This window comes from Collinsella sp. AM15-2 (genome assembly GCF_003471985.1).
Lineage (GTDB): Bacteria > Actinomycetota > Coriobacteriia > Coriobacteriales > Coriobacteriaceae > Collinsella.
Map to the genome: position 1 here is coordinate 20,759 of NZ_QRKO01000020.1, position 11,993 is coordinate 32,751.

At 59.5% G+C, this 11,993-nt stretch carries 10 protein-coding genes; 3 read left to right on the forward strand and 7 right to left on the reverse strand.

Annotation, left to right across the window (positions count from 1 at the left end; translation table 11 throughout):
- Positions 1–15: 15 nt before the first annotated feature.
- Positions 16–2,496, reverse strand: a complete 2,481-nt coding sequence (gene dnaX / locus DW171_RS08290) for a DNA polymerase III subunit gamma/tau (RefSeq protein ID WP_158551940.1) — start codon at positions 2,494–2,496, stop codon at positions 16–18.
- A 116-nt stretch (positions 2,497–2,612) separates the two neighbouring features.
- Here dnaX and DW171_RS08295 point away from each other — a divergent pair, with 116 nt between their 5' ends.
- Positions 2,613–3,329, forward strand: coding sequence for a hypothetical protein (locus DW171_RS08295; protein WP_089573261.1), 717 nt, complete (start codon positions 2,613–2,615; stop codon positions 3,327–3,329).
- 105 nt (positions 3,330–3,434) lie between these two features.
- On the opposite strand, the gene DW171_RS08300 is transcribed toward DW171_RS08295, so the two are convergent.
- From DW171_RS08300 to DW171_RS08320, 6 genes are all read right to left on the reverse strand, one after another.
- Positions 3,435–4,094, reverse strand: a complete 660-nt coding sequence (locus DW171_RS08300) for a DUF5028 domain-containing protein (protein WP_117584193.1) — start codon at positions 4,092–4,094, stop codon at positions 3,435–3,437.
- Positions 4,095–4,099: 5 nt separating this feature from the next.
- Positions 4,100–4,744 (reverse strand): ATP-binding cassette domain-containing protein, encoded by a 645-nt coding sequence (locus DW171_RS08305; RefSeq protein WP_089573263.1) that lies wholly within the window; start codon positions 4,742–4,744, stop codon positions 4,100–4,102.
- Positions 4,741–5,538 carry a hypothetical protein gene (locus DW171_RS08310; RefSeq protein ID WP_147326479.1) on the reverse strand — a complete coding sequence of 266 codons (798 nt, stop codon included), beginning with the start codon at positions 5,536–5,538 and terminating at the stop codon, positions 4,741–4,743. The genes DW171_RS08305 and DW171_RS08310 overlap by 4 nt, the downstream gene beginning before the upstream one ends.
- A gap of 38 nt (positions 5,539–5,576) precedes the next feature.
- Positions 5,577–6,458 carry a hypothetical protein gene (locus DW171_RS08315; RefSeq protein WP_089573265.1) on the reverse strand — a complete coding sequence of 294 codons (882 nt, stop codon included), beginning with the start codon at positions 6,456–6,458 and terminating at the stop codon, positions 5,577–5,579.
- A gap of 54 nt (positions 6,459–6,512) precedes the next feature.
- On the reverse strand, positions 6,513–7,025 hold the full coding sequence (locus tag DW171_RS10105; protein ID WP_124785772.1) for a hypothetical protein: 513 nt from the start codon (positions 7,023–7,025) through the stop codon (positions 6,513–6,515).
- Between the two features lie 110 nt (positions 7,026–7,135).
- Positions 7,136–9,271, reverse strand: coding sequence for a LuxR C-terminal-related transcriptional regulator (locus tag DW171_RS08320; RefSeq protein WP_158551214.1), 2,136 nt, complete (start codon positions 9,269–9,271; stop codon positions 7,136–7,138).
- A 439-nt stretch (positions 9,272–9,710) separates the two neighbouring features.
- Here DW171_RS08320 and DW171_RS08325 point away from each other — a divergent pair, with 439 nt between their 5' ends.
- Both DW171_RS08325 and DW171_RS08330 read left to right on the forward strand, forming a co-directional pair.
- On the forward strand, positions 9,711–11,564 hold the full coding sequence (locus DW171_RS08325) for a serine/threonine-protein kinase (RefSeq protein WP_118270930.1): 1,854 nt from the start codon (positions 9,711–9,713) through the stop codon (positions 11,562–11,564).
- On the forward strand, positions 11,561–11,993 hold a 433-nt coding region (locus DW171_RS08330; protein WP_118270934.1), incomplete at its 3' end, for an FhaA domain-containing protein. The genes DW171_RS08325 and DW171_RS08330, both read left to right, overlap by 4 nt.

Here is an 11,993-nt window from a genome sequence, read left to right on the forward strand (position 1 = left end):
TACCCGCCTGCGCAGCTACTCCACCGGCTTGAAGATGGTGGACTGGCCGAAGACGCTGCGGATGAGGGCTTTGGCCTCGTCCTCGGTCTGCGGGATGCTCGGGGCTGCACCCTGATGGCCGAAGGGGCCGCCCGCACCGGAGTTGGACTCCCAGGGAGCTGCAGGAGCGTCCTCCTCTTTGGGGGCAGTTGCAGCGGACTTGGGCGCGGACGCCGCACCCGGCACGTCGAACGGAGGCAGATCGTCCCCACCAGCATCGGCAACAAAACCGCCAACCATGGCATCGTCGTAGGGAACCTGCTCGGATTCCCATGGCGCAGACGGCGCGGCGGGCTGAGCCTTGGGAGCGGACGCGCGCTCGGGCGCTCGGGGCGCGGGCTCGGTCGGGAGCTTGCCCGTGGCAGGAGCGCCGGCGGGGTTGTCGGAGCGCAGCCAGGGGGCTTTGCCCAGGTCAGACGACTTGGGCGCGGGCGAGGCAGGCTTGGGCGCGGGTGTCGGAGCAGCCGGTTTGGCCATGACGGGCTTAGGCGCCGACGGGGTCGGCGCCGCTATCGGTGCTGCTTTTGGCTGCGTCGCGCTGGCGCTCGAGGATGCAGGGGCCGCCGAGGACACGGGTTGCGGGTCCGCAGATACCGCAGCCCGTGCAGATGGAGAATGCTCCTCATGTTGAGGAGCCGGCGTGCCACCCCCATCCAGGACATAGTCGACGGTACGACGACCGAAGACCGCACTGACTGTCGGCAGGACCACCGACTGCGTGTCGGCGCGTCCAAGCATCTTGATGGCAAAGGTCGAGCCCGCGGGGAACGAGACCGTGAGCCTGGAGCCGTCGTCAGCCGTGGCGCGGGCATTGAGCAAAAGCCCCGCGTAGGAAGCCTGACGCGCCTTGACACGCTCGACAACCTCGGCCCATTTGCGCTGCAGCTCTCCGGCATCCTCGACCGCGGGCGTCTCGGCAGTACCGGCGGCGGCAACCTGGGCGGCATTGTTGGACTGGGGCTTAGGTGCCGGAGCGGTGGCAGGCGCGGGAGCCGCAACGGGCTGAGGCGTCGGAGTCGGCGCAGGCTGAGGTGCAGGCGCTGCAGGCTTGGAAGCTGACACGGACGCAGAACGGGACGCAGGCTGGGCAGCCGGAACAGCAGCACCACGGTCCCAAGGCATACCGCCCTGGCGCGCGGACGTAGCAGCGGGGGCAGCGGATGCCGCCGGAGCGGCAGCACGAGCGCCCGAAATTAGCGTCGGCTGTTGGGCAGCAGCGGGTACGGATGCTGCAGGCGCGGCGGCCTGAGCAGCAGCCACGCTCGCCGGCACGGCGCCGTTGGCAACCATGGCCTCCAAGCGGGCCACGCGCTCGGCCAATGCCTCAATCGTTAAATCGGCCTCGGGACGTGCCAGGCGCGTGCAGGCGATCTCGAGCACCAGGCGCACGTCGCTCGCGCCCCTCATCTCCAGTGCGGCATCGTCGAGCACCGTCAGCACACGGGCCAGGCGGTCGGCAGGATGCTCGCCAAAGGCAGCGGCCTCGGCAGCAAGCGCCTCGGCCTGCTCGGAGCCGCCCTCAAACAGCTCGGCACGGGCACCGGCAACGCAGGCAACGTACACGTCACGCACATGCGCCACCAGGTCGCGCGTCAGCTCCAGCAGGTCGTTTCCTTCCTCGACCTGCGCACGGATCAGTCCATAGAGCTCGGCAACATCGCGATCGGCAATGGCGCGGGAAAACTCGCCCAGAATCTGGTCCGAAACCTCGCCTAAAAGCGAGCGGGCGTCGTCCGCATGCACAGAACCGTTGCCAAAGACGCTCAGCTGCTCCAGCGTGGACAACGCGTCGCGCATACCGCCCTTGGCATGGCGCGCCACGATAGCCAGCGCCTCATCGTCGTAATCGAAGCCCTCCTGCTCGCACACGTATGCCAGGCGACGCTCGATATCCTCGTTGCCGATGCGATGGAAATCGAAACGCTGGCAGCGCGAGAGGATGGTCTCCAGAATCTTTTGCGGGTCGGTGGTGCACAGCACAAAGATCACGTGTGCCGGCGGCTCCTCGAGCGTCTTGAGCAGCGCGTTGAACGCCGCCGTCGTGAGCATGTGGACCTCGTCGATGATATAGATCTTGTACTTGCCGCGCACCGGGGCAAAGTTGACGGAGTTGATGATTTCCTCGCGCACATTGTCCACGCCCGTGCGGGAGGCGGCATCGAGCTCGTAGACATCGGGGTGGTTACCCTCGGCAATGAGCTCGCACTCCTCGCAAGTACCGTCGGGCATGCAGCCGCTTGCACCCTCGGCGCGCGCCGCCTCGGCATTGCGGCACAGCAGCGCCTTGGCCAGAATGCGCGCCATGGTGGTCTTGCCCGTGCCGCGCGGTCCGCAGAACAGGTAGGCGTGGGACAGGCGCCCCTCGGTGATGGCGTGCTCGAGCGTCGAGACGATATGCTGCTGGCCCACCACGGAGTCAAAGGTGAGCGGGCGATACTTTCGGTACAACGATTCCATGGGTGCTCCCCCGGGTATACTGAGTCTTGTTGCCGCGGCGGCCATGCGGTCGCACGGCATACTGCATTCCATAATAACCCGTACGGCGAGCCCGCCGCGATAGGAGTCCAAAGAGCATGGCAGACGCAGAGAGCAACCTCGTTCCCTCCGAAGCAGCCGACCAGGTCGAGGTCGCGCTCGAGGAGCAGGCCGCAGCCGACGACGGCATCCTGTACCTCAACGAGTACCAATACGAAAACGACCTCGTCACCGACTTCGCCCGCCTGGTCGCCTCGCCCAGGCGTCGCGGCTCGCTGTATGTCGCCGCGGCAATTGCCGCGCTCATCGGCATCGGCATGCTGGTGGCCGGCGGCAACTGGATCAAGTTTGGCGTCGTCTTGATCGTATTCGGCGCCTTTTTGGCCTGGTGGAGCAAAAACCTGCACCACACCCTCGCCCGCGACTTTATCGATGCCGTCGAGGCAGACGAGTCCATGGGTGGCCGCTATCGCCGCGTCGCCGCCAACGAGGACGGCCTGATGGTTTGGGGCACGAGCGGCAAGTCGCAGTTCTTCCCGTTTGAAAAGCTCGACCACGTGCTCGACGGCGAGCGCATCTTTGTGGCCATGTTCGCCGACCAGGGCGTGACGATCCCTAAGGACACCTTTGTCCGCGGCGATGCCGAGCAGTTCGGTCCCTTCCTTAAGGCGCGCATCAACAAAAAACTCCGCATCGAGACCAAACGCAAGAAGATGAAGGCAGAAAAGGCCGCTGCCGAAGCAAAACAGGGCGACAAGCCCCAGGAGACCAAGGGCAAGCAGCGCAAGCAGAAGAAGAGCAAGAAGAAGCGGTAGGCCGGCCGACACCGAAGGCGCCTCGTCCCGCGCCCGATTCCGGGCCGGGGCGCCTGGAATCGGGCGCGCGTACCGCCAATGGACCCGTTTTGCCTTGCTCTCGAGCTATTTCACTTCAAACCTTAAGAGCCTCCGCTCCGGCAGATCGGTCATCTTCATCGTGTAAGTCCCGGGAAATGCTTTCTCAAAACGGACGGTCTCGTAACCTTCGAAATAGTCGTTGGTGTTCTGCATCATAAATGGGACGAGCAACTCGTTTTCTGCCCCAACCTCCACGGCAAACGCAGCAGAGCCGCCAAGGACCGGCATGGCTTGCGTTATCAGATCGGTATTGACTACAAAATCATAGTTTGGCGCAGACTCCGGAACCAGATGCCAAACATACGCTTTGATTCCACCGTCGATATTATCCCTATTTCTGACACGCATCTTTACGGCGATAACGCACGTGATGTCGGCATCCTTCAGTCTCGTTTTCGTATCCACGGTGCCATATTTTGAATAATCGTCATGTGCTCGTTTGAGATACTCGCGCGGCGTGAGCAACTCTGCCCCGTCTATGCAAAACGAATACCCATCAGTCACCACATCCTTCGACCCCAGAAACGCTCCATCCATCGAGAGCCATTCGCCCTCCGCGTAATATTTCTCAGGAATGACCGTCCGGTTCCCGTTAACGACGCTCACCCTCATGCCCGCAAGGCCGGCAGCAGCACAGCAAAAAAGCGCGAGCGCCGATCTTCTCGTCCACAGGGTCTTCTTCATCGCGCTCACGACCTTTCCCGAACTTTCACAACGGCACCGTCGCGCATGCAGTAAACCCGATCGGCCAGTTCCTCGAGCACCTCTCCGTCATGGCTGGACAGAAGGACCTCACGACCCGTTGATGCCGCCATCGCCACAACGCGCTTGAGCATTTCAACGCCCGCTTCGTCGAGGGCATTCGTTGGCTCATCGAGAACAAGCAGCTTCGGCTTCTCCATAATTGCCGCAGCTATCCCCAGACGCTGCTTCATCCCAAGCGAGTATGCTCGGAACTTCTTTTTTTCGTCTGCATCGAGCCCCACGAGCCGCAGGGCAGAGCGAATGTCCTCGGGGGTGGCAACGCCCTTGATCTGAGCGATGAGCTTCAGATTGTCGTAGCCAGACAGATATCCCAAAAAGGAAGGCGCCTCGATCAACATCCCCAGACTCGGCGGGAACGAGATGTCCGCCCCAAGCCTTTGGCCATCGATAGAGATTTCGCCTTCGGTAGGCTTGATCAACCCGCAAACCGCTCGCATGAGCATGGTCTTACCCGAACCGTTTATCCCCTGAAGCCCGACCACAGTCCCAGGGTCAACCTCGATGGACACGTTGCGCAGGACATCGTTTTTACCCATGCGCTTCGATACGCCCCTTACGATCACACTCATATCTTGTCCCCCTTTTCTATAAGGTCGGCCCTTCGAAACCACAGTCCACCCAACGATAGGCATAACGACATAAGCCCAATTGATGACAAGACACTCGAGCCCGCCGCGATTCCCTCTTTGACAATTCCACCCCAGCGCAACAGCATCAAGGCGTTACCCAATAGCGCCCAATGTCGTGCATATGCCGAGCAGATCAGGTAGCTCATTAAAACCACAAACGAGACTGACGACCCAAGCACAAACCCAACCGCTGCCTGCGCAAACGCAAGCGCCTCAAAAGCAAATAAGAGACCTATGAAAAACGGCAGCGCATCTGCCTCGGCAGCTTTGAGAAACCACGGCGCCAAATTAGCCAGTTGAAGCGACTCACCATGAATGACCGCGCTGAACGAGGAGCTCACCACCAAGCTCCAAATCACAACAGAGCAAACCACCACGAGCAGTGAAAATGCCGTTACTGCCGCCACCAAGATAAAACGCGAGACCCACCAAAGGGTTCTTGCCCGGCATCGAACAAGCGCTTGCAAACCAAACCCGTGCAACGATTCGGTCGGATAGTCGAGTGTTGTATAGAGAATAAGCAGAATGAGAAATAGCCATCCTAGCGGAGGCACAAACATGACCCCGGGCCTAGGCTCAAACGGAGCAGATCCGGCAAACACGAGCGCAAGATTATCCGCAAACCCCAAGGTATCCGTTCTAACCCCATACACAGAAGACAATCCGTAGGCGTACACCAAGTTCGCAACGGTCACTGCCGCAATTGCAATAAAAGTGATGATGTTCTTCTTCAAAACGGTCCTCAGGTCCGCGGCGACCAGCCTAAACAGCATCAGACCACCTCGCGTCTTTTCCACGCCCCAGAAAAAGCCAACGAAGCAAGGGTCAATAATATGATTTCCGCAAAACCGGCTCGAATGTCTGGCCAGTTATTCAGCGATTCCGACCTGATGCTGTTGAGGATATTGCAGTTAAACCCCACACAAGCCATTACGCCGAAGATCCAGCCATTTGCAAAATGCCACGCAACCATTAGCAGATACGGGACAATTATCGCTTTGATTCTGCTACGAAACAAAATTGAGAAGCCAGTTACAGCCATGGATAAAGTCCCGAGCGTGACAGCATCGAACAGCGTGTATGCGAGCACATATGACAAAGGATGCGAATAAAATAGACCGGAGAAGTAGCTATGCAGGTAAAGTCCTACGTAAGTCGACTCATCGACCCGAGGAAGATACGCAGGAAAAAGCATCGAGACGATCAGGAAATTGACGAGCAGAGGAATGGCAGTCACTGTAAACGCGGAGAGGAAAGCAGACAGCATCTTTACGTTCACGTACGCCTTTCTGGAAACGCGCGTGCATATCTGCATGTCATAACCACTCAAACGCTCAAAGAGACACGACCAAGATCCAGCCAACATTGCAAGCAGGGGCAGTGCATAGAAAAACACCGACGCAGACAGTGGCGCGTTCGCGCTCACAACAATCCAGTTACCGAAGCTGCTTTCACGTGTTTGACCGAGATAATTTTCGGCTTGCACGCCAACGCCGTAACCAAAAGAAAGAAGGTTGTGGCGCTCTTTTTCCAAATTTGCCCACGGCTCCAGCGCGGCAGCTATTGCAACTGCGACCGCAATCAAGAGAGCAAGGATAAAAGCTGGACGTCTAATCGTTTTCGACAGTTCGTATCTTGCGAGCTTTTGGTTCATACGTCCTCCTCCCCCTTCCGACCCAGAAAGCCGGAAGGGAGCCATTTCAAACAACTATGCGGGAAGCTTGTGGAAATGCCCGACGCAGTCGGGGCTCCATACGCCAATAACAGTGCCGTAGCCAGACTCCGCCCATGCAGTCAGTCGCGCCGCAGATCGCCCGTTCTCACGGACGAGGTTATACATTTCCCACTGTCCCTTGTGATTCGAACGATACGTTCCCTGAGTACAATTCATGCTGCCGCTACCGCTTGTGTTATACGCACCGTCTGTATATAACCGAAGCGGATTTCCCGTATGGCCCTGGATATCCAGATAGAGCGATGAGGAATCATCCTTTTGACGGTAGCCAGTTGCACTCGTCCCGGCACATTGAAAACTAAATGCCTTATCGGCATTGTTCGTACAGGTCGTAATTCCCGTATCGGCGTTTTGAGTAATGCTGGAAACCTGAGAGGTGTCAAACTCCTCTTGTGCAAACGATGCAGCGGGAACCCCTAGGGACAGACCAGCTGCAATCACCAAGCCGACTCCGATTCGAGCAATAGCGCTCCTTGGCTTAATCATGGCCTTCTCCAATCAAAAGCGGTTAACAATGCGTCGACGCACGGCAAACCTTCGCATGAATAGAGAAAGATGTCTGTAAACACCCGCTATTGAGTTGATTGCTCAGGCGTTTACACGTTATTTACCTGCGATAACAATAAAATTAGCTCCGCCTTATTCTTGATCTTCAACTGGCGGTAAGATGCAGACCGCAGCGCTTGCACCGTAGATGCAGCGTAACCGACATCCTCCGCAATGGCCTTTGTCGTTGCCCCCTCTGCCGTCATCAGCAAAATTTGCGACTGAACATCAGAAAGGGAGCGCGATGTAAGCAGGGCCAGCTGGCGCACGCGGGCCGTTTCGGTGGACCCGTTCGCCCGGTACTCCAAGACGGCCTTCTCGTCCTCAACCGAGCGGGCGAGCGCGATGTGCGTAACGAACATGGGCACAGACCAGCAAACAATCACCGTTGCCACGACGACATTGACAGCCGAACTTTGCCCCAACAACGACGCGAGGAACAACGGCTCGAAAACCGTCAGATCCTGCACCATATTGAGCAAGACAGCCCAAACAGGAGCCGTCGCCCCGAAGCAAAGCATCCATATCCCAAGCATTTTGCGCTGCGGACAGCTTCGCATCACTATATATGTGAGCAGCACCCCCGTCAGCACCGCAAGTCCATGGATTCGCCCCCTAGCGACCGCATAGATTAAGGCAACCATGCCCATTGACACCAACGGCACGATAGCCCGAGCATGGGCATGCACCTTAAACGGACGCAGCCCAACAGCGAGCGAAGCCGTAGACGCCACGCCGCAAAACAGGACCGGCACAGCCATCAACGGAACGCGTATGCACATCAATGCCGCGATATAGATAAAAGACCATTCCACAGCAGATAGCACCGCCCATACGTACGGGCTTCCGAGCCAAATCGCTTCACCCGCTCTATCCAGCGCAGCGCCACGATTCGCTTTTCCACCCGCGTAGCGTAGCGACAGAAGCAGTCCGAGACCCAATGCGTAGCTTAAGAGGGAAAAGGCGACAGCCCGCGAAACACCGGACCCCCAATCGCTATCCGCCATTACCAAGGGCCCCGCCGCAAGGAGGATAAAGAATAATGTGAGCAGGTATCGAAACAGCCGGCGCGTTCGAGCTGATGCCACTATATCGTCAGCATGCCGCTGCGGTAGCTCATGCCCTACAGTATCGCCCTCACCCGCAAACAGCGCCACGAGCTCGCGTGAGCCCGCAACCGACGCCTTCCCGTATGCTCGGTGAAGCGTTGTTCTCACCGTCGATGGCTTCGTATCCGTCTCCTTGGCAATTTCCGCCGGCGTTTTCCCTTTGAGCAGCAGTCGAACAAACTGCTCTTCTCTAGGCGACAGGGCAGGGGAAAACACCCCCGCATCGAATGTGTCGGACGCACAGGCGATATCCGAATTGTTGTCCCGTTTCCCCCTTAGCAACATGCATACGAAGGCAGCAGCGATAACGGACCCCATCGCCAGCAATGCAATGACCACGGCATCGCTTGCGAAGTATGCCGCCTCAACAGCCGGAATAAGACCAATAGGAACTGCTACGAGCACAGAACAGGCAAACACGTCGCGCCGCCCATGGCCAAAGGCACGAGGGCGGCAAAACGGCGGGGCCACAGTCAATGCGAGATAGACCAACGGAATTAAAAGCGCAAGGCCAATTGACGCGGCCGTTACAGGGGGCATCCCCCATGGCTCGGGAACGACTCTCCATGAAACTCGACAGCAAAACAGCAGGCAAGACATGACGGCTATTGTTTCTGTAAAAATCGCGTCCTGCGGGTGACGAGTTTCCCTTTCGTCAGTCCGTGTCGACCTCTGCGTCAAAGGAGAGTCCGCCGTGCCCCAAATAACATATGAGAGAAGCAGCGACCCAACAAAGCACGAGACACACGAAACGCCATGTAACAACCAAATCGGTGCAAACACGATTGGAATAGAGTCTCCGCGAGCATAGAAAGCCAGGTCGGCCCATTCGGGAACCGTTGCAATAACACCAAGGAAAACACCGATGGCACCGAGATGCCTCGGCCTTCTCATTCCCCCCTTGCATAGCGCAGCACCATGAACAAACGCCGCGAGGCATGCGCCCAGGATAACGAGCCAGGTCATTGCACCTGACGCTAGGCCGATTGAAGATGAAAACCGGTGATAAGGGGTGACCGCCATTACGACAAGCGCAATGGCGCAGGCAAATGTAGCAGAACGGCGGGAAAAGAGCATACGGCCTCCATAGCGTGTCATTATATCGCTCGAGCCGCTCGTTTATCTCTGTTCTCACACCAGCCAGCATCAATGATTCAGGCGAACTCCAATCCGCGCCAGATCACGGTCCGGCTTTTGTTCGCAGTCCCCACATCAAAGCGGGATGCGGTTTCCTTTTGGACGCCGGTTCGGAAAGCGCATCCCGTTCCAGGGCAATATTCTGGGATGCAGTTTCCGCAGCCCACCCCATTTGGAAAGCGCATCCCATAATTTGGCTGAAAACTGAGATGCGCTTTCCAAACGAGCCGAAACGGGCCGAATCGATCGGGCCACCTCGCATCCCGCTATCCTCGCCATCTGCCCGAGCGTGCTACACTAGCAGCATCTATGCCACCGCGAATGGCTCGGCCCCGTGCCCGCCACTCGCAAACGAACTTTAAACGCACGAGGGTTGGCCATGCCGCTTTTCTCGCAACATACCGCCCGGTTCTCGCCGGACGTTCCTTTGGAGGGCACCAGCTCTCGCGAGCTGCTCAAGCGGTACCAGCCGCTCGAGACGCTTGCGACCGGCGGTTTTGGCTCCATCGAGATCTGCCGCGACACGCACCTGCGCCGCCGCGTCGCCATTAAGCGCATCCCCCTTATCAACGGTGCCGGCATGCCCGCCAGCAACATCATGGATGTCCTGCGCGAGGCACACACCGCCGCCATGCTTCAACATCCCAATATCGTGCAGGTTATCGACTTTACGCACGACACCGCCTATGCCTACCTGGTTATGGAATATGTCGACGGCATGTCGCTGGCCGAGTTTTTGCATCGCGTGGACGGCCACTCACTTACCTTTGACGAGGCCGCGGCCATTGCCGATGCCCTGGGCCAGGCGCTCACCTTCGCCCACAGTAATGGCGTACTCCACCTGGACATTAAGCCCGCCAACGTGCTCATCGACCACTCGGGCAATGTAAAGCTCACCGACTTTGGCATGGCGCGACTGTCGTCCGCCGGTGGCTTTGGCGGCTCGCGCGGCGGCACCATCGGCTACATGCCGCCCGAGCAGCTCGATATCGAGACCGGCACGGTCGACGAACGCGCTGATGTCTTTGCCCTCGCCTGTGTGATCTACGAGGGCCTGTGCGGCAGCGCTCCCTTTATGGCGGCCACGCCCGCCGACTCGCTCGGCCGTATCATCGGCGGCGCCACCTATCCCAGCGAGCTGATACCACACTTTCCCCCGGGAGCCGAGAGCGTGCTCATGAGCGCGCTCTCCCCCATGCCGCAGGACCGCCCCAGCAGCATCGAGGCATTTTGTGACCAGCTGCTCGCCGGCTTGGGCAGCGTGCGCGAGGGCCGTCGCAGCCTGGAGCAGATGGTGGGCGAGCTGTCAGATGACGAGCGCGCGGCAGACGGTATCGAGCCATCGACCTACGAGGACGACACCATCGAAGTCGACCCCGCACTCGGCTGGGCAGGCACGCGCTGGAGCCATGCGCGCGACTACGCCATGCACGCTATCTCGGCGCTAACGTGCGGCGCCTTTAGCTTTTTGCTGATGCAGACGGCCGGCGTCGCGGCGCTTCCCGGCCTGGTCATTGCGGCTATCGCGATCGGAGCGGCGGCCGGCCTGGCCCCCCAGATTGGCTCGGCCATCTCGGCTGTGGGCTTTTTGGTGCTCATGGCAAACGCCACCATGCAGGCACAGGGCGTCCTGTCGATGTTGCCCGTCGCGGTGATCTTTGCCGCCGCCATGTCCGGTTGGTGGATCGCCTGGGGTCGCACCGAGGCTGCCGCGAGCGCCGCACTCACCTGTGCACTCGCGCTTGGCTGTCTGACCGGCAATACCTTCCTGGCAGCTGGGGTCACCGCCGGCGTCGCGTCATTTTGGCTCGGCCCGGCAAGCGCCGCCGCGGCAACGGGCATGGGCGCACTTTTTGCCCGTCTGGCCACGGTCGCGCTTTCAGCCGGAGGCGTGCTGGGGCTCGGTAACGTTGCCGCAGCGCTGGGAGACCCACTCCTTTGGGCTGCCTTTGTGCTGGTAGCGGCAACTGCCGCGGCGTCATCTGCGCTGCTCAACGCCCATGCCAAGCGTGCCGATCAGGGCTCAAACCTTGCCGTAATCGCCGCCATCGCTGTCGCCGGCATCGGCTGCGCAGCGGCGTCCTGTCTTGCACACCATATGGAAATTGCCAGCCTTGCAGCCGCGGTCGTCGCCAAGGCGGCGGTTGCGGGAACCCTATCCTCTATAATCGTTGGGATATGCCTATATTTGCTCGGATACCAAAGAACCTATACGGAGAGTGATCTTTCGTGAACTTCCTGAACATCTTCGAGGACCACGTGGCCGGCATCTTCGGTGCCACCCGTGCCCCGTTCTCCTTTAAGAAGCTTGCCAAGCAGGCCGCTCGCGACATGGAGGATCAGACTCTGGTGATCAACGGCGTCAACACGGCGCCGGCACTCTATACCATCCTGATCGCCGCCGACGACGATCCCATGCTCGCCCCGTTCTACCCCGAGCTTTCGCGCGAGGTCCGCGAGTTCGTGAAGGCGCAGGCCGAAAAGCGCCGCTATGTCTTTGTCGGCGAGCCCCTCGTGCGCTTTATGATCGATCCGCAGCTGCGCGCCGGCAAGTTCTCGGTCTTTGCCGAGAACGTCGATGCCCCCACGCTCGGCCGCCTGTACGAAGAAGAGCGCGCCTATCAAAACGGTCTGGGCCAAAACAACTCCGCGGCAAGCCGTG